The sequence below is a fragment of the Vibrio sp. MarTm2 genome (assembly GCF_027587055.1).
GTDB lineage: Bacteria > Pseudomonadota > Gammaproteobacteria > Enterobacterales > Vibrionaceae > Vibrio > Vibrio sinaloensis_D.
In genome coordinates this window covers 560151-584148 of sequence record NZ_JAPPTK010000001.1, presented here as the reverse complement: position 1 = coordinate 584148, position 23998 = coordinate 560151, and the positions used below count along the sequence as shown (strand labels likewise).

Genomic DNA, 23998 nt, shown 5'->3' with positions numbered 1-23998 from the left:
GATTATTCAGTGATCGAGATCGAATTATTATTATTGAAAATTAAGTGAAAGCTAAATTCGGTGTGCCGCAGATAACGAATTTTGATCACTAACCACCTAAATGCGTGACGCGAATCACTATAGTTTTATTTAGGAGTTTTTAAGTGACTGAATTATAGGTGTTAAATTAGTTTTTTCTTTTTGACAGTGAAGCAGATCGCACAAAGTTTTGATTTATTTTTTATCGTAAATTTAATCCGCCAAGATACCCATCAAGCCAGGGAGGCAACTCTTCTTTGCGGTCTGAGGTGATGAATTACCCAAATAAGAACCGCGGCTAACTTTAATGATTAAGGCAGATTTTCATGAAAAAACTATTTACTTTAAGTGCGCTTTCTCTTGCTTTCGCTTCTACTGCATTCGCGGGTTCTTCATATGTAACAGGTAACGTACAGTTTCATTCCGATGATCTACATGGCTCAGATGTGACATCTACATTAGAAGCAGGTCATACGTTTGATAACTCGATTGGTGGTTTTACGGTTTACACCGAATTCGATGGCATCCAGTTAGGGGACTTATCAACTGAGCGTGAAAATGTGGGCACAGCCGACAACCCAATTTACACCAACGGTAGCTCTTCAAGCGCCTATGTCACCATTGGTGGTGAGCAGTCGTACAATATTACCGATAACTTGTGGGTAGCAGCAGGTTACCAACATCTCTTGTCTGAAGGTGAGAGTGTTCAATACCGTCCGCTAGTTAAAATTGGCTACAACTTTGACAACGGTCTATCGATTAGCAACCGTACCCGTGCTCATATCGATGCAACGGATGCGGATAACGATACTGATTTCCGCATGGACAACCGCATTGCTTACACGGTGAATGAAGAGCTGGCGCTTAGCTACAATAACGTTTACATGATTGATGCGTCCGTTATGGACCACGAGCTTCGCGCAACATGGACGCGTAAAGGTGTCCAACCGTATTTTGAGTACCGCAATCAAGCAGACAATGAGAACAATGCTTTTGTTTTCGGTGCTTCATACGGCTTCTAAAGAACTTTAATACTGTCCTTTAACAAAAAGCCCAGCAGTCATGCTGGGCTTTGCTGTTAGTTCCCTTTGTAGTGGCGATACTCAAAGACTTGGCCTTTCTCATTGAATGCGTAGACAGAGTACTCGTCTTTCTTATCTCCGTACTCCATACCCGGCGATCCCATTGGCATTCCGGGTACCGCCAAGCCTTTTGCATTTTTTGGCGGGTTGTCGAGGAAAGCTTTGATGTCGTCTGCTGGAATATGGCCTTCAAACACAAAACCATTAATTTCGGCTGTATGGCAAGACGCCAGTTCCGGTTTTACCCCTAACTTCTGTTTAATAGGATTCATGTTTTCATGCAGTTTTTCTTCGACATTAAACCCAGCTTCTTGCATATGTTTTGTCCACTCCGTACAGCAACCGCAGTAAGGGGACTTATGGTTAAGCACATCGGCCGCGAGAAGGTGGCCAGACATTAGAGCAAGAGTGGTAAGAGCAATTAGTTTTCTTTTCATAGTAACCTCTACAAGCGAGAAGACGCTTTAAATAATCTTAGACGATTTGCATTGCTGACAACGGTAATCGAAGACATTGCCATGGCAGCTCCAGCGACAACGGGGCTAAGTAAAAATCCAAACGCTGGGTAAAGCACACCCGCAGCGACAGGGATGCCAAGGGAGTTATAAACAAAGGCGCCAAACAAGTTTTGTTTCATGTTTTTCACTGTGGCCTTTGATAATTCAATCGCATTGACCACAGCAAATGGAGAAGAGTTGAGCAGAGTCATCTGTGCGCTTTCAATGGCGACGTCACTTCCGCTTCCCATTGCGATACCGATATCGGCCAAAGCCAAGGCTGGTGCATCATTGACACCGTCGCCGATCATAGCAACACGCATACCTTGTGCTTGTAAATCAGCGATATGCTGCGCTTTCTCATCAGGTAATACTTGCGAGATCACTTGCTCAATCCCTAACTGATTGGCTATCGCAGAGGCAACGTTATGATTGTCGCCCGTCAGCATAACAGGCGTTATCTGGATGCTTTTCAATGCTTGGATTGCGGCTGCCGCGTCCTCTTTGATTGGATCTGAAATTGCGATCAATCCAAGTACCTGCTCATCTAGGGAAACAATGATGGGTGTCCAGGCTTTCGAGTTGCACTCGACAATGGATGTCTCACATTGAGTTAAATCCCAACCCTGTTGCTGTGCTACCGGCAAAGATACCGCAGACAATTTCTGACCTTTTAGTTGAGCCGTAACGCCTTTTCCGCGCAGGTTTTGAAAGTTATCGACCTCCTCAAATTGAAGGTTTCTATTCGTTACTTCGTGGACGATCGCTTTCGCAAGAGGGTGCTCGGAGTGTCTTTCCAGTGAGCCCGCGAGTGAGAGTAACCACTCACTATTATTGTTGGTTGCAAAGACATGCTGAACTGTCGGCTTTCCTTGCGTCAATGTCCCTGTTTTATCGAATACCACAGTATTGATTTGGCTTGCGGACTGAAGGACATCAGCATCTTTGATTAAAATTCCTAGCTCGGCCGCTTTGCCCACACCGACGGTCACCGACAATGGTGTTGCCAATCCTAGCGCACATGGGCATGCGATGATCAATACGGTTGTCGCGACGACAAGCATATAGCTGGCTTTCGGATCAGGACCGACAAAATACCAAATGGCCGCAGATACCAAAGCGATGGCAACGACGACAGGTACAAAGATTGAAGAGATTTGGTCTGCGAGCTTAGCGATGGCAGGCTTACTGCTTTGTGCTTCTCTCACCATTGAAATGATTCGAGATAGCATGGTGTTACTGCCGACACTGTTTGCTTCTATAAGTAGTGTTCCGTCTTGGTTAATGGTTCCCGCAGAGACAAACTGCCCTTGAGCTTTATGGCAAGGAATCGGCTCTCCTGTCAGCATCGATTCATCAACGTATGACTCGCCAGACACAACTGTGCCATCGACAGGCACTTTCTCGCCGGGCTTAATGCGCAACATCATTCCTGCGGTAATATTTTTGATCGAAATGACAGCATCTCCGTTTTCGGTGACGACTGTCGCTTCATTAGGTTGAAGGTTAATCAGCGCTTGCAATGACTGCGTGGTTTTCGCTTTTGCTTTCGCTTCAATATAGTGGCCTAGAGAGATGAGACCAACGATCATCGCACTGGCTTCAAAATAGACATGGCGTGATGATACTGGGAACCAACTTGGGACGAGCACGACCAACATAGAAAATAGCCAAGCTGCTCCTGTACCCAATGCAACCAGAGTGTCCATCGTTGCGCGCTTGTGGGTCAGTGCTTGCCAAGCGTTAGTAAAAAAGCTACGTCCTGCCATTGCCAGCAACCATAGGCAAACAACCCCGACGATTGCCCAAGCGAATTGATCCTGACTATTGCGGATCATCATATTGCCACCGAACACTCCCCATAGCATCAGTGGGGCGCCGATCAGCATGCCATGCCAGGCATTCTTTTTGTGGTGGCTTTTTAACGCTTCTTGTTGTTCTATCTGCTTTTGCTGTTGTACATCTAGGTCTTCAATGATTTCGGCTTGATAGCCAGCGAGTGTCACTGAGGTGATCAATTGCGCGTTCAGTTCCTCATTGCGACGAGTTGCCATTACCAAAGCACTTTGCTCTGCGAGGTTTATTTGCGCTTTGGTCACACCGTCTACGGCCAGTAATGCTTTTTCAACCGATGCGACACAGCTAGCGCAGGTCATCCCATTGATAAGCAGATGGGTAGTGGATGTGTTCTGTGCTTCCTGTGAGATCTCTTCAGAATAGGTAGAAGAAGAGGAATCGATCGCGACGTGTTGTTCTTCCTTTATAGTCTCTTCCCATTGCTGTGCCTGATAGCCTAACTGCTTAACCAACTCAATGACATCCGATTGAGTCAAGGCGGTGTGAAGAGTCAGCTCCGTTTTATTTGCAGAGAATGTAGCCACGAGCGGGTGTTCATAGAGCGCGGCCTCAAGCTTGGCAACACACTTACCGCAGTTGAGGCCACTTAAAGAAAGGTGGTGGTGATAGCCGGAGCGATAGGATAGGGCTTCAATCGATTGATTCACCTCATCAAACGAGCTTTCACTTTCAAACTCGACTCGATGAGGGGAGAGATCGGTGATCACTGCTTTATGTTGTTCAACCAAAGCCTTCTCTACTTTTCTAGCGCAGCCCATACAGTTAAGCCCATGCAGCGGAATATCAAATCGAAGCATAATTTTATTCTCTAAACCATCAACGTTTACTGAGAATAAACCTTACCGCAAGGGGAAGGTCAAGTATTCAGTTCCTCCATTAAAAACGTCAATTTTGCTTCAAGCTGTGAAAGAGTTGACCTATTTTTATGCGAGCAATTTCAAAGATTTATTCTGTGTTTTCTAAAGTTCCGTAAAACAACAAAAAAGTTGCGTGATCGCCATAACGAATTCGTCTGACTACGTGCTTGTTTAATCGCTAGTAATCTAAATTGACGTTTTTGTCTAAAAAAACAATGCTCCTAAATATCTGTATATAAAGGTTTTTTGTTTGTTGTTCTTTTTTGATTTTGAACTAGAGCAGACTATTTTTGCTTTGATTTCTTAACGCGAAAAAAGTTTGCCAACATTCTCCCCGTCCATAAATAGTCCCCCTGCAAAATCAGTGAGTTAGCGGTTTTACAAGGGAAAGGAAATTAAAATTTTTAAATAGGGGTTAAATCTTATGTCTCATTTCAAAAAGACTCTACTAGGCGCAGTGATTGCAGCAACTACCATGGCCGCTGGTACTGCGCATGCATATATGATTGGTGATCCAAACGACGCAAACGTAGAAGTTTACGGTGTAGTATCTATTTCAGCAGTGGATTACAACGCGAAAAAGTTTGACGCTACAGGTAAAGAAGTTGATGGCGACGGAATGGTACTAGAGAACGAATCTCGAGTAGGTTTCCGCGCAGCAAAAACCATGAATGATAGTTTAGAAGCATTCATGCAGATTGAATCGGGCTGGGTATTGGATGACGGTGCTAAGCTTGGTAACCGTGATACGTTCGTTGGTTTCCGTGGTGACGATTGGGGTTCAGTACGCTTTGGTCGCATGTTAACGCCAATGTATGAGCTAGTCGATTGGCCGTACTCAGCGTCGAACATGGGTACAACATTTGACCGTGGTTGGAGAGCTGGCGAGCGTTTTAACTTTGACCGTAAGAGCCAAATGGGACGTTACGATTCACCAATGTTTGGTGACATGGTGAAGTTTAGCTTAGCGGGTGGTAACGGTAGCTCAAACTCTGCTGACTCAATGTTTGTTGGTGGCTCTGTTTCTGTTACGCCAATCGACCGACTCACAGTTCATGCGGCATTCGAAGCAGCAAATGAAACTGAGTTTGATACTGATCTAATTGGCGATACAAGCGCATTCTTCGGTGGCTTCCAATTCAATCTAATGGATAACTGGAACGTTGCTGGTGCATACAAAACGGCTGGTTTTGAAGCTGACAAGAAAGGTGGCGCTTATGAAGAACGTGAAATCGACGCATTCTCTTTGCAAACCAACTACTTCATGGGTGATTTCAACTTCCGTTTAGGTTACGCAAACCAAACTGGTGACACGGATAGCAAGTCTGATAAAGAACTTGATTTTACAACAGTAACGGGTGAAGTTGGCTACTCAATGAATTCTGTTTACACCTTCGTTCGTATCGCACAGCATAGCGGCACATACCGCAGCGACACTGAACTAGCGGGTAAAGAGTACGATGATCTTATGATCCGCGTAGGTACTGAGTGGACATTCTAATCATTTGATTAAGACTTGGCGGGCAATGTTGTCCGCCTTTTTCCGTTTGTGCTAGAGAGATAAATAATGATGAAGAAGAGTTTAGCTGTTGTATTGATGGCTTTTGTAACCAGTTTGGCCAACGCTCAAGTTACGATTCAAACGGATAATCGCGTTGAGATTTTGGCGGTCAATCAGAACATTAACCAGATACCGAATCGTGGTAAAGGTGATTTGAAAATTGCCGACGGAGAGAACCAATTACTACTAAGAGTCACGGCGCTCATCGATGGCAATGGGGGTAAAAGCAAGTTTAATTCATTGCCAATGGTAGTGAAGTTTACAGCCAATGACGAAACGTTGAAGTTTGAAACGCCCTTTGCGATTCGTGATGAGCGAGCGGTTCGTAACTTTGAAAAACAACCCAGTGTAAAAGTGACTCGTAACGGTCAAGAGGTGGATGTCACAACGGACATCATTTTTGATCAGACTTTTGCGCTGATAAAAGACTATGACGAAATGCTCGCTGGTTACAATCAAGCTGGTGGCCAAGCGGCGATTCAAGAGAATACGGTTAGAAATCAAGTTGTGTTAGATAAACCGTTAAACTCAAGCACGAGTTCGACCAAGTTAGCATCGAACAGCGCGCTTCAAAGTGATTTCTTGTCCATGTCACCACAACAGCGCCAAGAGTTTATCGCTTGGGCGGTAAAACATATCAACGATTGATTGTAGATTTGCATATCGGTGCTAAAATAACGCGCAATTTTGGCACTGCCCTCGATAGGTTAGGGCGTGCGGTCATCTAGACAATCAAGGTATTTATACATGACGGTTAAAACTCGTTTTGCTCCTAGCCCAACAGGCTACCTTCACGTTGGTGGTGCGCGTACTGCACTTTACTCATGGCTATACGCTAAAGCTCAAGGCGGTGAATTCGTTCTACGTATCGAAGACACTGACTTAGAACGTAACTCTCAGGAAGCGGTTGATGCGATCCTTGAAGGTATGCAGTGGATGGGGCTTGAGTGGGATGAAGGTCCTTACTTCCAATCAAAGCGTTTTGACCGTTACAACGAAATGATTGACAAGCTGCTCGCTGAAGACAAAGCATACAAGTGTTATGCGTCTAAAGAGCTGCTTGAAGAAATCCGCGCAGAGCAAGAAGCGGCGAAAGAAATGCCACGTTACGATGCTAATCACCCTAAAGTCGTGGCGGCAAATGCTGCAGCGAAAGAGGGCGACGCATTTGTGGTTCGCTTCCGTAACCCGAAAGAAGGCAGCGTAGTGTTTGATGACCAAATTCGCGGTCGTATCGAAATATCTAACAGCCAACTGGACGATTTAATCATTCGTCGTACCGACGGTGCGCCAACTTACAACTTTGTTGTTGTTGTGGATGACTGGGATATGGGCATCACGCATGTTGTTCGCGGTGAAGACCATATCAACAACACACCTCGTCAAATCAACATCTATGAAGCTTTGGGGGCTCCGGTTCCAACTTTCGCTCACTGTGCGATGATTTTGGGTGATGATGGTGCGAAGCTATCTAAGCGCCATGGCGCTGTTTCAGTGATGCAATACCGCGATGAAGGCTACCTACCAAATGCACTTAATAACTACTTGGTGCGTCTAGGTTGGTCTCATGGCGACCAAGAAATCTTCTCTCGTGAAGAGATGATTAATCTGTTTACGCTTAATGCGATCTCTAAATCTGCATCGGCGTTCAACACTGATAAGTTACTTTGGTTGAACAACCACTACATCAAGACCTCTGAACCAGAATATGTTGCAGAGCACTTGCAGTGGCATTTAGACAACCAGAATTTAAACATTGAAAACGGTCCTGCAATTACAGAAGTGATCAAACTGGTTGGTGAGCGTTGCAACACTCTTGTTGAACTGGCAGAGCAAATTCGCTACTTCTACGAAGATTTTTCAGAATTTGAAGCGGGTGCGGCGAAGAAGCACCTACGCGGCGTTGCCAAAGAGCCTCTAGAGCTTGCTCTTGCGAAAGCGGAAGCGTTAGCAGAGTGGACAACGGCAAACATTAAAGAAGGTGTTATTGCCGCTGTTTGTGAAGAGCTAGAAATCGGCATGGGTAAAATTGGTATGCCACTACGCGTAGCCGTAACGGGTGGTGGTCAGTCTCCATCTGTTGATGCTGTTATGGAGCAGATTGGTAAAGAGCGTTGTGTTGCTCGTATCAAGATGGCGCTTGAATTCATCGCTGAGCGTGAAGCAAACGCATAACGACGCCGATAAGGTTGAGCCGCAGTGTAAATACTGCGGCTTTTTTTTGCGCGCTGTTTTATTTACGGTGTAAGAAGGTTTCTGCCACTGCGTATTTGCATGATTATTTTGTTGAGCAACGAGAAGGGCTAAGTGATTGAGAACAGATTTAGTACATCATTGAAAACACAACAGTTAATAAACTCTCAACTTGCTCCAGTTTTGTGTCTTAAAAGTGAGAATGTGTTCAGGATTGTCGATAAACGTTAATTATGTAGTCATTCGATTTGTACTAATAATGAGATAAGGTATATCTTATTAACTGTTCATACCCAACAGTTTGTTATTGAGTGTGAGATAAATTACGTAATGTATATTTTGCGTATCAATAAGGAAATAATAATGAAAAAGTTAGCAGCGGTAATATCAACAACTCTTCTTGTAGCTTCGGCGTCGGCGAATGCTCAATTCTACTTAGGCGCAAAAGCGGGTGTGTCTTGGTTGAACAACTTATGTACTTCTTCTTCTAGCTCATGTGATGAAGATTCATGGGCACTAGGTTCATTCCTAGGCTATGAAGTGGATGAGTACGTTGCCATTGAAGGTGGACTGGAAACGCTTGGTGAAACAACGGGTGCAGGCTACAAAGACGCAGGTCTTACGGCGTACACGATTGCACCACGTCTTTCATTCCCAATGAACGAAGACATTGATCTGTTTGTAAAAGCAGGTGCGGCGTTCGTTAAGTACGGCAACAAAGATGATGAAAATCTGTTTGGTGCTGTTGGTTTGAACTACAGCCTGTTTGAGAACATCGACATTCAAGCAGAGTACCAACACATCAACGACATCGATATCGATGTATCTTCTTTCCACGCGAATTCATTCACACTTGGTTTCCGTACTAAGTTTGGTGGTAGCTCAGAGCCAACACCAGAGCCAGTACAAGAGGTAATGGTTGTTGAAGAAACAGTGGTAGAAGAAGTGGTTGTCGCAGCGCCTGTGATGAAATCATTCAATACTCAACTTGTAGGTTCAGGTAACTTTGAGTTGAACAGCTCTAAGCTAAAACCAGAAAGCACTCAGAAATTGAACGAGCTTGTTGCGTTTATGAACCAATACCCACAATCGACAGTAGAGGTGGTTGGTTACACTGACTCAACAGGTGCAGCAGCATACAACCAGAAGCTTTCTGAGAAGCGCGCTCAAGCAGTCGCTAATGAGCTAGAAGCGCAGGGCATTGATGCTTCACGTATCACGGTTAGTGGCCAAGGTGAAAACAATCCTGTGGCTTCAAACGAGACCAAAGAAGGCCGTATGATGAACCGTCGTGTAGAAATGACAGTTCCAGGTTTCGAGTACGAAGAGAAATAAGCAATAAACTCTTCTTCATAATGAAAAAAGCCTTGGTATCCACCAAGGCTTTTTTACTTCAAGTCAATGCTATTTAAGCGTCCCATATATTCTAGTATTTCAAGATTCTCTTTGTTTGCTTCGAGTAAGGCCTTTTTGGTTTTAGTGTAAGCCGCTAAACGTCCATGCTTTTTGATGGAGCAAACAACACTCTGATAGATCAATTTGCCGTTTTCATCGTAGTTTCGCCAAGCCGCGATATAGCATTCGTCTTTGGCATCTGGATGTGCCTTCGTTGGGCGCGGCTTAAAAATAATTTTGGGCTCTAATGAGTGGGGAAGACGCGTCATCAAATAAGGATCTTTGAGGATTCTTCGCCAAAACTTGCCCCACATCTCGGCGCCGAGTTCATTGCGAAGCTTGATTGCTTTTTTCAGTCCCTTTTTTTCACCAATTCGAATGTAGCCCACAGAGCGATGGAGCACTTTATCATCGGGCGTATGAATGTGAATCTTAAACGCGGTTTTGGCTTTTGAAATAAAGCGGTGACCCGTATTGGTGATTAGATTGCTCTTTTTCATCTGCTATTATCGATAACTTTGTTAATAGTCATTCTAGATGAAAGGAGAGAGTTGTTGAAGTTCAGATATGAAAAAGGGCAGAAAGAAAAATAGCTTTCTGCCCTCAATATGGCGCTCCCGACAGGATTCGAACCTGAGACCTATCCCTTAGGAGGGGATCGCGCTATCCAGCTGTGCCACGGGAGCATGCGCTCATTCTAATAAAAATTGCGCTCGTTTTACAAATAAGGTTTTGATTTACAGCAATTTATGCATCACATCGCCAATTTGTATGCTGGTGGCCATTTCAGGTTGGTCGACAATAAGCTCAGCTTCATTTTCGTAGACACGTGATACGGTCAGCGTAATATCCGTTTCTGTAACCTTGTTGCGCGGCAAACCACGTTGATCAATAAAGGAACCTGTATGCCAAAGCTGCAGCTTATCGCCCATTTCAACGCCGTGTATGCGCCCTAAATCCATAGTAATGGTATTACCCCATTTCGCGACCACTTCTGGCAGAGTGATTTTGCATGAAACTTCTGACTCGAGATCCAGCATGATATTACGGCTGATTCTTAGCATCATATCGCCGTAGGTTGATGCCCAAAAGCGCGCGCTCTTGGTATCGACCTGACTGGTTTTTGGAAACGGCCAACGGGCAACTTCACGATAGTTACGGTTATAGACCTCATTGCCGGTCTTGCCGTCAAATATGGTCATTTCTAAAGCAAACTGGCGATTAATAACATCATCTCTCAATAGGTTTTGCTCGATTGTTGCTGTCAGATCCGAAATCTTTCCGCCAATAATGTATTGAGCACCAGTATCCTCGGCAATCATCTTCAAACGCTCTGGGTGACGTTTATCAATCTCATAGTCAGTGGTACCAACGGATACGAAGCTTTCAGATTCTTGGTCTAACTGGCGGTTAATCACATTGGCGAAATCGTCACCGATGTTATAGACCTGTCCCATTACGGCTTGTTGAGGAGAGAGAAGATCAATATTGCCGACCAGGAAGGTTTTTTTGTATTGATCGACGTGGCAACCTGTTGCCGAAGGATAAATATCGATTCTTGCTTTTACTACCATGACGCCGCGTCGAATCTTCTGTTCATCGACCAAGATATAACGGACTTCACTGTTGCTAAACTGGTACTCCTTGCGATCGCTTTCCAGCATAGGACGCAGGTTTGAAATGCTGCCAATGTCTGCCCCAGAATATTTGAATGCTTTATACAGAGCATCTTCTAAAGCGTGCACACGGGCGACTTCCTCCGAAGAAACCACCGTTGCCGTCCCCGTTACTTCGTACCAGCCAGCAGAGGCAATATGAGTGAAAGTACTCATAAATAGGCTAACTATAGCTAGGAGAAATGTTCTTTTCATATCTGTGTACCAAGTTGGTTCATTTTTTGCTTGTTAATATTTAGCTAATTTTGGTGACGCTTTTCTTAATCGTTGCACAGTTGAGGAAAGCAAAGAGCGTTCCACTTTTAGAAGAGAGCTAAAAGATCACTCGCTCGAGCCATAATGTATCGGAGATTAGAGAATGAAAAGATGGTTAATGTTAGTGCCGGTGGTGTTTTTGACCGCATGTGCCTATGCGCCAATATACAACGGTAAAGAACCTTATCCCGGTTCCCAGTTTATGTTGATGGAGAGTCCGCGTCATACTCTTGACTTTTTTATTGAAAGTATGACGGAAGACTTAATGATTTCGAATACCAGTGTGTCTGCCCGCACGCCTATTGCGGTCACCTCATTTGTTGACTTGCAAAATATGGACGCGACGAACTGGCTAGGAAACTCTGTATCCGAAGGTTTTATCCATCAGTTTCAGAGACGTGGATTCAAAGTCGTTGATTTTAAAACGACAGGGTCGATTCAAGTGACTCATCAAGGTGATTTTGCCTTTAGTCGCGATTGGAAAGATTTGGCTCAAGAGCAAGACATTCAGTATGTTTTGACAGGCACTATGCTCCGCCAAGAAGGTGGTGTTCTCGTGAATGCTCGAGTTGTGGGAATGCAGTCACGAGTGGTTGTGGCAACAGCGCAAGGATTCTTACCTGCTGATCGCATTGGTCGCGATTTGGATACGCTTAATAGCATCCGTACGCAAGATGGGGTGCTTATCCGCTCCGATCCAACCATTACTCAACCATACACCGTAATTCTACGTCCATAGGAGCTAATATGAAGAAGGTATTTCTACTCGCGATTGTGATGATGATGGTTGGTTGCCAGCCGTTGGGCACCATGCGAGCTGAAGATTGGCTTACGGCGGTCGGTTATGCCAGCATTAGTGAGCAAAAAGGGCGTAACGAAGAAGAGAAGCAAGTGCGTGCGATGCGGGCATCCAAAATTGATGCTTACCGAGAGTTGGCTGAGCAAGTCTATGGAATGCGCGTTAGCGGGCGTGCTGATCTAAAAGATCAACGATTAGGTACTGAACTTACTTCGGGAGCGGTTGATGGCGTTATCCGTGGTGCAGAGGTTGTGCGAAGCTATAAAGTTGGAGACAGCTATGTAACAGAGCTTCGTTTGGATATCCAAAAAATGAATAAACTGCGCGATTACGGCGAAGTCCAACAAGTTCCAGAAAAAAGGCAGCAAACCTTGTTTTAAAACTCTCTACCTCTCCGATCAAAAAAAGCGGCAATTTTTGCCGCTTTTACTTTTTAATGTGTGGAAGCTGTAAGGAGATCAGGCTTTAATGTTGGTACCCAGCGTCGATACATTTCTCGTTTGACCTTCCGCTGTGTATGTCATCCCAAGTTTTCCTTGCGATTGCTGCATCAAATTATTGAGTTTGTTGAAGCTAAGCTGCGCTCGTTGTAGCGCCTCACCATTTATGGCATTGGCTTGCTGACACTCAGTGATTGTCTGACGGATTTTTTCTACCAGAGGGCTCAACTCTGGATTGGTCGACAGGCTTTCAACGTCTGGGTGCTTTGCGATACGCTCATCAGTCGAGCGTAGCTGCTCGATCAACGTTATTTTCTGCTTGGCAATCCGCTCAATATCTTTAGAGATTCTATTGGTAATGGCGACTTTCTCCTTCCCAAGAAGTTGAGAAAGCTCTTCCGCGTTTTTGAGTTGAAATTCAACTAATCCTTGCAGTGCTGCCATAAAAGAAAATCTCTAGATTACAAACCACCGAGTTCTTTTTCGAACTTCATCATATTGTCAGCGAGTTTTTCAGGATCAACTGTGTAAGACCCATTTGCAATCGCTTCTTTAATCGCCGCTACCTTTGCTTTATCAAAGCTAGGCTGACTGGCCATTTGTGAGTGCATCTCTCCGACTGCTTTGCCCTGTGTACTTAATGAAACAGAGTCTTGGGCAACGGTGGATTTTTTTGCCGATTCGGTATCTGAAGTGGGTTTGTCATTTCGTACTGCACTTCGACTTGTCGACGTTGTCATCGTTTGACCAGAACGAATATTATCTATGCCTGCCATATTTGAGCCTTTTCAATATTAAAAACCTGTACCGTCCATATCGACTTTACGGGAAATAACTTTAGCGTTTTTTAAGGATGTTAGGGAAATAACGCTAGAATACAACAGTGACTTCAGATATTCCGGTTACGCGTCCTTCTATTATACGATTTGATTTGCTGTTTTTCACTCTAATCTGTTCGCCATGAGATCCATCTGTCAGTGCGACCCCTTTTGTCGTGATCACCATTCCTGACTTGACCGCTTTGATGGTGACCGTTTCATTTCGGCAGACGACACAAATATCATTTTCTTCAATTACTTCGCCGCTACGCAGATTTTTTTTTGTTTTTGCACCAATTACGGCATCTAGAGTGGAAAAGCCTTGCCGCCTATAGCGTTGCAAGTCTACCATACTAATAGTGACATCAGTGGAAGCAATGATTTGCCCCCTTGAGAGTGGCGTGGTCAAGGTTACTTGCGGCCCAGTTCTTGTGAGGCGCACTGGCACATAGACTCGCCAGTTATCGTTTTGACACTCGACCAAAACCGTAATATTGCTGGCATTTGGGTTTGTCGAAGTAGAAGAGGTTTGCAAACCAGTCGGGCAATCTGTGGCAAAGATCCTACTATCTATAGAGGCGGCTTTTGCATTTAGATTGCCGCCAACCGGGCTCTCTATGTTATCCAAGATATGTTGCTCGGCGGCTTGTTGAATGAGAGAAATTTGACTTTCTGTTGCTGATGTCGCTGAAAAACTCAAGAAAAAGAGTAAAAAGCCGATAGACTTATAAAACTTTTTATAGAAAGCTCTACAATTAGTTATGGAAAAAGAGCACAAGTGTGATTTTGAATACATCATTCTGTTTCTCTGGTTTTTTTCATGGTCTTCAGTAGACTACCATTTTTTTAGCATGAAAGTTTGAGATGGAGATGAGCTTATGACGGGTATTCTTGATTCCGTGAATCAGCGTACACAACTCGTCGGTCAAAACCGATTGGAACTGCTAACGTTTCGTCTAGTGGGGCGTCAGCGTTACGGTATTAACGTATTTAAAGTAAAAGAGGTACTGCAGTGCCCTAAGCTTACTTCAATGCCAAACTTACACCCTCTCGTTAAAGGTGTTGCCCACATTCGCGGCCATACCGTTTCGGTGATTGATTTAAGCTTGGCCGTCGGTGGTAGGCCAACCACAGATGTCGACAAAGCGTTTGTCGTTATTGCCGAGTTTAACCGTACCATTCAAGCGTTTCTTGTGACTTCTGTTGAACGTATCATCAATATGCACTGGGAAGCAATTCTTCCACCGCCTGATGGTGCGGGTAAAGCCAACTACCTAACGGCAGTGACCAATATCGACAACGAACTTGTCGAAATTCTTGACGTTGAAAAAATCCTTGCGGAAATCGCACCAGTTGACGAGACCATGGATTCAGCGATCAGCGAAGAAATTGCTCAAGTTGAAACAGAGAAAGAGATTGTTCGTCGTATTCTTATTGCGGATGACTCAACGGTGGCACGTAAACAGGTAGAGCGAGCTATTACCTCGCTGGGTTTTGAAGCCGTCTCAGTCATTGACGGTAAGAAAGCCTATGAGAAGTTGATAGAAATGGCCGCCGAGGGCAGTATTTACGATCAAATCTCACTTGTTATCTCCGATATTGAAATGCCGGAGATGGACGGCTATACATTAACTGCAGAGATCAGACGCAATCCGGATCTGAAAGATCTTTATGTAATTCTTCACTCTTCACTCAGTGGGGTGTTTAACCAAGCGATGGTCGAGCGGGTAGGCGCGAATTCGTTTATTGCCAAGTTTAACCCAGATGAGCTTGGTAATGCGGTAAAAGCTGCACTCACAAAATAAAAGAGAAATTAATGACAGCGATAACTATAAGCGATCAAGAATATCGTGATTTCAGCCGTTTTTTAGAGTCTCAATGTGGCATCGTATTGGGTGATAGCAAACAGTACCTAGTGAGAAGTCGTTTGAGCCCGTTAGTGACTAAGTTCAAATTGGGCTCATTGTCTGACTTGTTACGAGATGTCGTGACGGGACGTAATCGAGAGTTACGCGTTGCTGCCGTTGACGCAATGACGACTAACGAGACGCTTTGGTTCCGTGATACTTATCCTTTTGAAGTGCTTGCGAATAAGCTATTACCGGAAGTTGCGGCTAACAAGCGCCCAATCAAAATCTGGTCTGCGGCAAGTTCTTCTGGTCAAGAGCCGTATTCAATGGCGATGACTATTTTGGAGACCCAACAGCGCAAACCTGGCATGTTGCCGAGCACGTCGATAACGGCAACCGACATCTCTGCCAGTATGTTGGACATGTGTCGAGCGGGGATTTACGACAACCTTGCACTAGGTCGCGGCCTTTCACCCGAGCGCCGTCGCAACTTCTTTGAAGACGCAGGCGATGGTCGAATGAAAGTAAAGGATAACGTCAAGCGTTTGGTGAACTTCCGTCCTCAAAACCTGATGGACAGCTACGCCTTGCTTGGCAAGTTCGATATTATCTTTTGTCGAAACGTGTTGATTTACTTTTCGCCAGACATGAAGTCTAAAGTTCTCAATCAGATGGCTAATAGCCTCAACCCAGGTGGTTACTTGTTGCTTGGTGCTTCTGAGTCATTGACCGGGCTGACTGATCGTTTTGAAATGGTTCGCTGCAACCCAGGTATCATTTACAAGCTCAAATAAACCGACATGCAAAATTATTAAGCCCAGCCTGACGTGCTGGGCTTTTTTGTTGCTGTCGATAAATAACTTGTATACTCAATGATGACATTCCAATCTTTTAGCAATCTAAACTTGGCGTATTTTTTGCTGGATTACTTGTCGAGATCGAAGTGAAGTATCTTGTTCCTTAAAGTTGGTACGCTACTTGCTTTGTATTTCATTAGTAACGGTCAGTTCTTTATGTAGAGGTTAACATGGCTATTTCATTCGACAATGCTTTAGGTATTCACCAACACACTGTTGGGCTTCGTGAGCGCAATGCTGAGGTTATTTCAACCAATATTGCTCAAGCGAATACGCCTGGGTATAAGTCGAAAGGAATGGACTTCCAAAGGGCTTTGCAGGCGGCAACATCAGAGGCAAGCGTTGGTCTTAGCCGTACTGATAGTCGGCATATTCCTGCCTCTACTCGCGTGACAGGGGAAGTGATGTATCGTCTTCCAACCCAACCTGACACAGGTGATGGCAATACTGTGGATGTTGATTTGGAGCGTAATCTATTTATGCAAAACCAAATAAGACACCAAGCCTCACTTGACTTCCTAGGAAGTAAATTCAAGAACTTAACGAAAGCTTTAAAAGGGAGTAACTAGATGAGCTTATTCAACGTCTTCAATGTTACTGGCTCTGCCATGAGCGCTGAGTCTGTTCGTCTAAATACGACTTCAAGTAACTTAGCCAACGCAGACAGTGTGTCTAGCTCGGCCAAAGATACTTACAAAGCGCGCCACGCTGTATTTGGTGCAGAGTTAAGTAAGGCTAAGTATGGCAACGATCATACTGTGCCAGTCAAGGTTATGGGGATCGTGGAAAGCGATAAACCGCTCAGTGCGGAGTACAACCCAGATCACCCACTCGCAAATGAAGAAGGCTATATCTACAAGCCTAATGTCAATGTGATGGAAGAAATGGCAAACATGATTTCTGCTTCTCGCTCGTACCAAACGAACGTGCAAGTGGCAGATGCAAGTAAACAAATGCTGCTGCGTACGCTGCAGATGGGTCAATAGGGATAAGGGGGTAACATATGGCCGATGGCATTAACAATGTTGGTCAAAGCAGCTTGTCCTATATCGACCAGCTTAAACAGCTTCAGGACAAGAATAAGCCAAATGAGACCACGGGTAAGCAGGATCTTAAACAAGAAGACTTCTTATCTTTGCTCACGAAGCAACTTTCTCAACAGGATCCGTTTAAGCCGGTCAGCAATGACCAGATGATTGCACAAATGGCGTCATTCGCGACAGTAGACGGCATCGGCAAAATGAATAACCAGTTTGAAAGTTTGAATGCTTCGATGACTTCAAATCAAGCGCTTCAAGCCTCTTCCTTGGTTGGACGTGATGTGTTGATTCCGGGTGCTGCTGGTGTGAAAAAAGATGACGGCAGTATGGCTGCCATGGTTAAGCTACCTCAAGCCGTTGATAACTTGATGGTTCGAATAGAAGACCAAATGGGGCAGCTCGTTCGTACCTTTGACGCGGGGTCTAAGCCTTCGGGTGATAGCCGCGTCGAATGGGACGGCAAAGATTCAAACGGTAATCCATTGCCGGCAGGTAAGTACAAAGTGAGAGCTGCGGGCTTACTTGATGGAGAAAGCAAAGAGTTTGAAGTTTCGACTTATGCAAACGTCAACAGCGTTCTTCTGGGTAAAGGTGATGGTAACGTACTGCTCAATCTGGCTGGCTTTGAGTCGCCAGTTCGACTTGCTGAAGTACTAGAAGTTGGTAAAGCGTAACGCTTGTAAAAGCGACTATGCTAGCTAGATAGGAGAATTTGGAATGTCTTATGTTGCATTAAGCGGTATTTCCGCTGCTCAATTAGATTTGAATACAACCAGTAACAACATCGCAAACGCGAACACATTCGGCTTTAAAGAGTCGCGTGCAGAGTTTGGTGATGTTTACTCTAACTCACTGTTTACAAACGCTAAAACAACACCAGGTGGCGGTGTTCAAGCGCAAAAAGTAGCTCAGCAATTCCACGAAGGGTCGAGCGTTTACACGAACAATCCGATGGATTTGCGTATCAGCGGTACAGGCTTCTTTGCAGTAGCAAAAGATCGTTTAACACCGACGACTAATGAGTTAACGCGAAACGGTGCGTTTCACCTGAACAAAGACAACTACATGGTAACAGCGAACGATGAATACCTGTTAGGTTATCAAGTGAATGGCGATACGGGTGACGTTCTCTCATATGAGCCTTCGCCAATTAACATTCCAAAAGAATTCGGCAAACCAAAGCAAACGGCCAATATCGAAGTCGGTGTAAACTTGCCAGCGGGTGGAGATTTAAAAGATCCAGCCCTGTTTGACTACTCCGATCCTGAAACGTACAACCGTTCAACTTCATCGACAATTTACGACTCTATGGGTCAGTCGTATAAGTTAACAACCTACTACTTGAAGGATCAAACACAAGCGAACACGTGGCAAACCTACTACACCGTGACCGACAGTGCGGGTGAAAAGCCTGTCAACATTCTTGGTGGCGATGCAACAACGCCAACAGGTCATGTGGGTCACACAATGAAGTTCAACAACGATGGTACATTAGCCAGCCTTAACAGCGGCAATAATATCGTTTCTGGTCCATTAGGTGGTACAGGTCCTGATGATCCAAATGCGATTAACTTAAATGGTGCTGATGTTAGTCAAACGTTGTCCTTTGGCCTTGATAGTGCGACACAATTTGCCGCTCCTTTCGAGCTAACCAAGTTTGATGAAGATGGTGCAACCACTGGTTTCTTAACCAAAGTGGATTTTGATGAAAATGGTAGCGTCCTTGGCACATACTCAAATGGTGAAAATATCACCTTGGGTCGTGTCGCTATGGTTCGCGTTGCGAATGAGCAAGGTCTTGATAAGAAAGGTGGCACTCAGTGGGATTCCACTCAGTTCTCTGGTGACAAGATCTGGGGTGAGTCTAACAAAGGCTCTTTCGGTTCTATCAACAGTGGTACGTTGGAGCAATCCAACATTGATATGACCCAAGAGCTAGTGGATCTCATTACGGCTCAACGTAACTTCCAAGCGAACTCTCGTTCACTTGAAGTACATAACCAAACGCAACAAAACATCCTGCAGATTCGATAATTTCAGCGAATCTAACAAGGCTGCATCGTGCAATGATCTGAATGGCAAGCTGGTGGCAATCATCAGCTTGTTATTATTGCCGCATACCACCATCCCTATCTTTTTTTGCCTCTCTCTTCCTTTTGTATAGTTTAAGTTGTTGACTTTAAAGTGAAATTAAAGTTGGCACTACAATTGCATTTGTTGATCCGAATTGTGATTTTTGGAGCAAATTATGGATCGCGCACTCTATCTTGCTATGAGCGGAGCCAAGCAAAATATGCAGGCTTTGCAGCTTAGAGCAAACAACTTGGCAAACGTCAGTACCACGGGTTTCCGTGCTGATTTGGCGCAAGCTCGTTCGATGCAAGCATACGGAGAAGGACTACCGACTCGAGTGTTTAGCATGACAGAGCGCCCAGGGCATAATTTCCAACAAGGCAGTGTTATTACGACAGGACGAGATCTCGATGTGACGATTGAAGGCAATGGCTGGATATCGGTGCTCGATAAAACGGGCAAAGAGGGCCTGACTCGTGATGGTAACCTAAAGATTGATGTTAACGGCTTACTTGTCAGTGGTAATGGCAACTTAGTGCTAGGGGAAACAGGCGCTCCAATCACCCTGCCTATTCCTCTTAGTAAAGTTGAGATCGGCACAGATGGGACGATTTCGGTCGTACCACAAGGTGCACCAGCGGATGCCATCGAAGTTGTCGATCGTATCAAGCTGACAAATACCGACAACCAATCACTATTCAAAGATGTTAATGGCTTATTCAGAGCTAAAGATCCTAATGCGGCATACGAAGCGGATGCCGGTGTAAAACTGCTCACAGGCGCAATTGAAGGTAGCAATGTGAATGCTATCGGTGAAATGACCAGCCTGATTGACTTGCAACGCCAGTTCGAAATGCAAGTGAAGATGATGAGCACAGCAGAAGAGATGGACAAATCGTCAGATTCTCTGCTTCGTATGAGCTAATAGAGATTTAGGAGAAGATTATGCATCCGGCATTATGGGTAAGTAAAACGGGCTTAGATGCTCAGCAAACCAACATTTCAACCATTTCGAACAACCTAGCGAACGCCTCAACCGTTGGTTACAAGAAAAGTCGTGCGGTGTTTGAAGATCTGTTTTACCAAAACATCAATCAACCGGGTGGTCAGTCATCGCAAAATACCGAACTGCCATCGGGTTTGATGTTAGGCGCGGGTTCGAAAGTTGTCGCAACGCAAAAAGTGCACACTCAAGGTAACACGCAAACAACCAATAACAGCCTAGATATGATGATCGAAGGGGATGGCTTTTTCCAAATCCTCATGCCTGATGGAAACATTGGTTATACACGTAATGGTCAGTTTACTGTCAATGACGAAGGTGCCATCGTGACTTCAGGCTCGGGCTACAATTTACAGCCTGAAATTGTGATTCCAGAAGATGCCATTAGTATTACGGTGGGCACAGACGGTGAAGTCTCGGTGCGTATTCGTGGTGAACAAAATAACGTGGTGGTTGGGCAGATTGCCACGGTTGACTTTATTAACCCAGGCGGCCTTGAGCCAGTAGGTCAGAACCTTTACTTGCCAACGGGTGCAAGTGGTGACCCGCAAGAAGGCGTTCCTGGTTTTGATGGCTTTGGTGACATTCGTCAATCGATGCTTGAAACATCAAACGTCAATGTGACAGAAGAGTTGGTCAACATGATTGAAGCTCAACGCGTCTACGAGATGAACTCAAAAGTCATCTCGGCAGTCGACAAGATGATGAGCTTTGTAAACCAACAACTTTAATCTTTGACGCGAGAGGTAATTAGCATGAACCGTTTATTTGCTTTGTTCGTTGTGACTGTGATGTCGGGTTGTACGATGTTAGAGCCACCTGTTGAAACGCCGGATGTGATTGGCGGTACAACGACCGTTGATGCTGTTGAGGGTGACAAATCTGGTGATGACCAAAGCGGCATTGTGGATACTCTGCGTGGCAGAAATGATCCGGTTGCCGGAGACCCTGCGTGGGCACCAATCCACCCTAAACACAAACGCGAACATTACGCTGCAGAGACAGGTTCGCTGTTTAACTCCGCAAGTACAAGCAGTTTGTATGATGATTCAAAGCCGCGTGGCGTAGGTGACATCATTACCGTCACGCTCGATGAAAAAACCAAAGCGGCAAAAAGTGCCAATGCGGACATGTCGAAAACGAACGATTCCTCTATGGAGCCTCTATTTGTTGGTGGTCAAGAGTTGAAAGTTGGCGGCGACTACAATTTTTCATATGACCTAAACAACACTAACACCTTTGCGGGTGATGCCAGTGCCAACCAAAGCAATAGCCTATCGGGTTCAATTACGGTGGAAGTGATTGAAGTATTGGGCAACGGTAACTTGGTGATTCGTGGTGAAAAATGGCTAACTCTCAACACCGGTGATGAATACATTCGTCTTAGCGGAACCATCCGACCTGATGATATTTCGTTTGATAACACCATCGCCTCTAACCGTGTTTCCAACGCTAGAATCCAGTATTCAGGCACTGGTACACAACAAGACATGCAAGAACCTGGCTTTTTGGCACGATTCTTCAATGTATCACTTTAATCTCGCTTAACGACGCTTTTCTGGCATCGACAAGAGCGTAACCCGAGTTAAGGTAAAGGTATCCCATGAAGACGTTGATTCTACTTATCACCAGCTTAACGTTGCTATCAACACAGGCCTATGCTGCACGTATCAAAGATGTCGCGCAAGTTGCCGGTGTTCGAAGCAACCAATTGGTAGGCTATGGTTTGGTCACAGGTCTGCCGGGTACAGGTGAGTCTACGCCTTTTACCGATCAAAGTTTTAATGCGATGCTGCAAAGTTTTGGCATTCAGTTGCCACCTGGTACAAAGCCTAAAACCAAAAATGTCGCAGCCGTGATTGTAACGGCTGAATTGCCGGCTTTCTCGAAGCAAGGTCAAACCATTGATGTGACGGTATCTTCTATCGGTTCGGCAAAAAGCCTCAGAGGCGGCACATTGATGCAGACCATGATGAAAGGTCTTGATGGTCAGGTGTATGCGGTGGCGCAAGGTAACCTTGTGGTGAGTGGTTTTAGCGCAACGGGGGCTGATGGGTCTAAAATCGTCGGTAACAACCCAACCGCGGGTATGATTTCAAATGGCGCGATGGTTGAGCGAGAAATCCCAACCCCCTTTGGTCGTGGCGATTACATCACCTTTAATTTGTTAGAGTCGGATTTTACTACTGCCCAACGCATGGCGGATGCGGTCAACAACTTCTTGGGCCCTCAAATGGCTTCTCCGGTAGATGCAACCTCGGTTAAAGTCCGTGCTCCTCGTGACATTTCTCAACGAGTGGCATTCCTATCGGCAATTGAAAACCTAGAGTTCAACCCAGCCGAAGGTTCAGCAAAAATTATTGTTAACTCGCGAACTGGTACGATCGTTGTCGGTAAGCATGTTCGTTTGAAGCCTGCTGCAGTGACACATGGTGGAATGACGGTGGCGATAAAAGAAAACCTAAACGTCAGTCAACCGAACGCATTCGGCGGTGGTGAAACGGTCGTGGTTCCCGATACCGATATTCAAGTGACGGAAGAGCAAGGCAAAATGTTCAAGTTTGAGCCTGGTCTAACGTTGGATGATCTCGTTCGAGCGGTTAATGAAGTCGGCGCAGCACCATCGGATCTTATGGCCATTTTGCAAGCACTTAAGCAAGCCGGAGCCATTGAAGGCCAACTGATCATTATCTAAGGAGCTGAGCATGATTAATAACGGCAATGACATTGGCTTCATTCACGACATCGCAGGGCTAGATAAGCTTCGTAAGCAAGCGGTTGAAGGGGATGAAGGCGGCGAAAAAGCTGCATTGACCGCCGCGGCGAAACAGTTTGAAGCAATTTTCACTTCGATGCTCTTCAAATCCATGCGTGATGCAAACGCGAGTTTTGAATCTGGTCTAATGGACAGCCAAAATCAGCAGTTTTATCGCCAAATGATGGATGAGCAGATGTCGAGTGAGTTGAGCTCATCAGGCTCGCTTGGTCTTGCGGACATGATCGTTGCTCAGCTGTCGTCGGGCAGTGTTGAAAACCAGACGGCGGCGAACAAACACGTTGATTTCGAAGCCATGATGCAAAAAGTGGATCAGGTCAGAGAGTCACGTGCCAACGATGCAATGACAACCGTATCGGTTACACGTGCTCAGCCTAAGCATTCATTTGATAGTCCTGAATCTTTTGTTGATTCAATGCGACCATACGCTGAAAAAGCGGCACGTGCATTGGGCGTTGATTCGTCACTGTTACTTGCTCAAGCTGCTCTAGAAACAGGTTGGGGACAGAAGCTAGTTAGCAACAGCCGTGGCAGCAGTAACAACCTCTTCAATATCAAAGCAGATAAAAGTTGGGGCGGTGATAAAGTGGCCACTCAGACGCTGGAATACCATCAAGGTGTGCCGGTTAAAGAGAACGCGGCTTTCCGTTCTTACAACAGTTTTGAAGAAAGCTTTAACGACTACGTTCGTTTCCTTAATCAAAACCCGCGCTATACCACCGCTTTGCGCCATGGCGGCAATGATGAACAGTTTATTCGTGGGATTCATCAAGCGGGATACGCCACAGACCCTTACTACGCAGACAAAGTCTTGCGGGTAAAAGCGAAAATCGACCAAATGTAAACAGCTCACCTTCGGGTGAGCTTTTTAGTCTCTACTCTCTAAATTCTAAAAATGGCACATATATTGCTTTTAAATCATTAGATGTTCAGTTAACACTGATTTTTAAA

At 45.1% G+C, this 23998-nt stretch carries 24 protein-coding genes, 1 tRNA gene and 2 pseudogenes; 19 read left to right on the top strand and 8 right to left on the bottom strand.

Annotated features, from left to right (window positions below):
* Positions 1-344: 344 nt before the first annotated feature.
* Together OH458_RS22120 and OH458_RS22115 are read left to right on the top strand one after the other, a co-directional pair.
* Positions 345-564, top strand: a pseudogene (locus OH458_RS22120) (oligogalacturonate-specific porin KdgM family protein); the annotation flags it as partial.
* Between the two features lie 71 nt (positions 565-635).
* A pseudogene (locus tag OH458_RS22115) lies at positions 636-1040 on the top strand (oligogalacturonate-specific porin KdgM family protein); the annotation flags it as partial.
* A gap of 56 nt (positions 1041-1096) precedes the next feature.
* Here the strand turns inward: OH458_RS22115 and OH458_RS02710 are convergent.
* Both OH458_RS02710 and OH458_RS02705 read right to left on the bottom strand, forming a co-directional pair.
* Positions 1097-1537: a DUF411 domain-containing protein gene (locus OH458_RS02710; protein WP_269977183.1), complete on the bottom strand. Its 441-nt coding sequence runs from the start codon at positions 1535-1537 to the stop codon at positions 1097-1099.
* Positions 1538-1545: 8 nt separating this feature from the next.
* Positions 1546-4251: a cation transporter gene (locus OH458_RS02705; RefSeq protein ID WP_269977182.1), complete on the bottom strand. Its 2706-nt coding sequence runs from the start codon at positions 4249-4251 to the stop codon at positions 1546-1548.
* Positions 4252-4735: 484 nt separating this feature from the next.
* Here OH458_RS02705 and OH458_RS02700 point away from each other — a divergent pair, with 484 nt between their 5' ends.
* The 4 genes from OH458_RS02700 (at position 4736) to OH458_RS02685 (ending at position 9400) form a co-directional block, all read left to right on the top strand.
* A complete protein-coding gene (locus tag OH458_RS02700; protein ID WP_039626115.1) occupies positions 4736-5812 on the top strand; it encodes a porin in 1077 nt (358 codons plus the stop codon).
* 66 nt (positions 5813-5878) lie between these two features.
* Complete coding sequence (locus OH458_RS02695) at positions 5879-6520, top strand: DUF2057 family protein (RefSeq protein WP_269977181.1); 642 nt, start codon at positions 5879-5881, stop codon at positions 6518-6520.
* Positions 6521-6619: 99 nt separating this feature from the next.
* Positions 6620-8047, top strand: a complete 1428-nt coding sequence (gltX, locus tag OH458_RS02690; protein WP_038139397.1) for a glutamate--tRNA ligase — start codon at positions 6620-6622, stop codon at positions 8045-8047.
* Positions 8048-8428: 381 nt separating this feature from the next.
* Positions 8429-9400, top strand: a complete 972-nt coding sequence (locus OH458_RS02685; protein WP_005474775.1) for an OmpA family protein — start codon at positions 8429-8431, stop codon at positions 9398-9400.
* 53 nt (positions 9401-9453) lie between these two features.
* Here OH458_RS02685 and OH458_RS02680 read toward each other — a convergent pair whose 3' ends face one another.
* From OH458_RS02680 to OH458_RS02670, 3 genes are all read right to left on the bottom strand, one after another.
* Positions 9454-9960 (bottom strand): Fe3+-citrate ABC transporter substrate-binding protein, encoded by a 507-nt coding sequence (locus OH458_RS02680; protein ID WP_038139392.1) that lies wholly within the window; start codon positions 9958-9960, stop codon positions 9454-9456.
* A 109-nt stretch (positions 9961-10069) separates the two neighbouring features.
* A tRNA-Arg gene (locus OH458_RS02675) sits at positions 10070-10146 on the bottom strand.
* Positions 10147-10197: 51 nt separating this feature from the next.
* A complete protein-coding gene (locus tag OH458_RS02670) occupies positions 10198-11292 on the bottom strand; it encodes a flagellar assembly protein FlgT (protein WP_269977180.1) in 1095 nt (364 codons plus the stop codon).
* Between the two features lie 202 nt (positions 11293-11494).
* Here OH458_RS02670 and OH458_RS02665 point away from each other — a divergent pair, with 202 nt between their 5' ends.
* Positions 11495-12130 carry a FlgO family outer membrane protein gene (locus OH458_RS02665; protein ID WP_038139387.1) on the top strand — a complete coding sequence of 212 codons (636 nt, stop codon included), beginning with the start codon at positions 11495-11497 and terminating at the stop codon, positions 12128-12130.
* An 8-nt stretch (positions 12131-12138) separates the two neighbouring features.
* On the top strand, positions 12139-12570 hold the full coding sequence (gene flgP, locus OH458_RS02660; protein WP_005474707.1) for a flagellar assembly lipoprotein FlgP: 432 nt from the start codon (positions 12139-12141) through the stop codon (positions 12568-12570).
* A 78-nt stretch (positions 12571-12648) separates the two neighbouring features.
* Here flgP and OH458_RS02655 read toward each other — a convergent pair whose 3' ends face one another.
* From OH458_RS02655 to flgA, 3 genes are all read right to left on the bottom strand, one after another.
* Positions 12649-13074: a flagella synthesis protein FlgN gene (locus tag OH458_RS02655; protein WP_005474767.1), complete on the bottom strand. Its 426-nt coding sequence runs from the start codon at positions 13072-13074 to the stop codon at positions 12649-12651.
* Positions 13075-13091: 17 nt separating this feature from the next.
* The gene (gene flgM / locus OH458_RS02650; protein ID WP_005474802.1) at positions 13092-13406 is read right to left on the bottom strand and encodes a flagellar biosynthesis anti-sigma factor FlgM; all 315 of its coding nucleotides are present in this window, start codon (positions 13404-13406) and stop codon (positions 13092-13094) included.
* Between the two features lie 94 nt (positions 13407-13500).
* A complete protein-coding gene (gene flgA / locus OH458_RS02645; protein ID WP_269977179.1) occupies positions 13501-14247 on the bottom strand; it encodes a flagellar basal body P-ring formation chaperone FlgA in 747 nt (248 codons plus the stop codon).
* 79 nt (positions 14248-14326) lie between these two features.
* Between flgA and OH458_RS02640 the strand changes: the two genes are divergently transcribed.
* The 11 genes from OH458_RS02640 to flgJ all read left to right on the top strand — a co-directional run bounded on the left by OH458_RS02640 (position 14327) and on the right by flgJ (position 23891).
* Positions 14327-15253 (top strand): chemotaxis protein CheV, encoded by a 927-nt coding sequence (locus tag OH458_RS02640; protein ID WP_269977178.1) that lies wholly within the window; start codon positions 14327-14329, stop codon positions 15251-15253.
* Between the two features lie 11 nt (positions 15254-15264).
* A complete protein-coding gene (locus OH458_RS02635) occupies positions 15265-16092 on the top strand; it encodes a protein-glutamate O-methyltransferase (protein WP_005474806.1) in 828 nt (275 codons plus the stop codon).
* A 233-nt stretch (positions 16093-16325) separates the two neighbouring features.
* Positions 16326-16724: a flagellar basal body rod protein FlgB gene (flgB, locus tag OH458_RS02630; protein WP_043887246.1), complete on the top strand. Its 399-nt coding sequence runs from the start codon at positions 16326-16328 to the stop codon at positions 16722-16724.
* Positions 16725-17141, top strand: coding sequence for a flagellar basal body rod protein FlgC (gene flgC, locus OH458_RS02625; protein WP_269977177.1), 417 nt, complete (start codon positions 16725-16727; stop codon positions 17139-17141). It begins immediately after the preceding gene.
* Positions 17142-17158: 17 nt separating this feature from the next.
* The gene (gene flgD, locus OH458_RS02620) at positions 17159-17869 is read left to right on the top strand and encodes a flagellar hook assembly protein FlgD (RefSeq protein WP_005474714.1); all 711 of its coding nucleotides are present in this window, start codon (positions 17159-17161) and stop codon (positions 17867-17869) included.
* 43 nt (positions 17870-17912) lie between these two features.
* Positions 17913-19229 carry a flagellar hook protein FlgE gene (gene flgE, locus OH458_RS02615; protein ID WP_269977176.1) on the top strand — a complete coding sequence of 439 codons (1317 nt, stop codon included), beginning with the start codon at positions 17913-17915 and terminating at the stop codon, positions 19227-19229.
* A 214-nt stretch (positions 19230-19443) separates the two neighbouring features.
* Complete coding sequence (gene flgF / locus OH458_RS02610) at positions 19444-20193, top strand: flagellar basal-body rod protein FlgF (RefSeq protein WP_005474764.1); 750 nt, start codon at positions 19444-19446, stop codon at positions 20191-20193.
* Positions 20194-20213: 20 nt separating this feature from the next.
* On the top strand, positions 20214-21002 hold the full coding sequence (gene flgG / locus OH458_RS02605; protein ID WP_269977175.1) for a flagellar basal-body rod protein FlgG: 789 nt from the start codon (positions 20214-20216) through the stop codon (positions 21000-21002).
* 24 nt (positions 21003-21026) lie between these two features.
* The gene (gene flgH / locus OH458_RS02600; protein ID WP_269977174.1) at positions 21027-21809 is read left to right on the top strand and encodes a flagellar basal body L-ring protein FlgH; all 783 of its coding nucleotides are present in this window, start codon (positions 21027-21029) and stop codon (positions 21807-21809) included.
* Positions 21810-21874: 65 nt separating this feature from the next.
* A complete protein-coding gene (locus OH458_RS02595; RefSeq protein ID WP_005474791.1) occupies positions 21875-22966 on the top strand; it encodes a flagellar basal body P-ring protein FlgI in 1092 nt (363 codons plus the stop codon).
* A 10-nt stretch (positions 22967-22976) separates the two neighbouring features.
* Positions 22977-23891 (top strand): flagellar assembly peptidoglycan hydrolase FlgJ, encoded by a 915-nt coding sequence (gene flgJ, locus OH458_RS02590; protein WP_005474787.1) that lies wholly within the window; start codon positions 22977-22979, stop codon positions 23889-23891.
* Positions 23892-23998 lie beyond the last annotated feature (107 nt).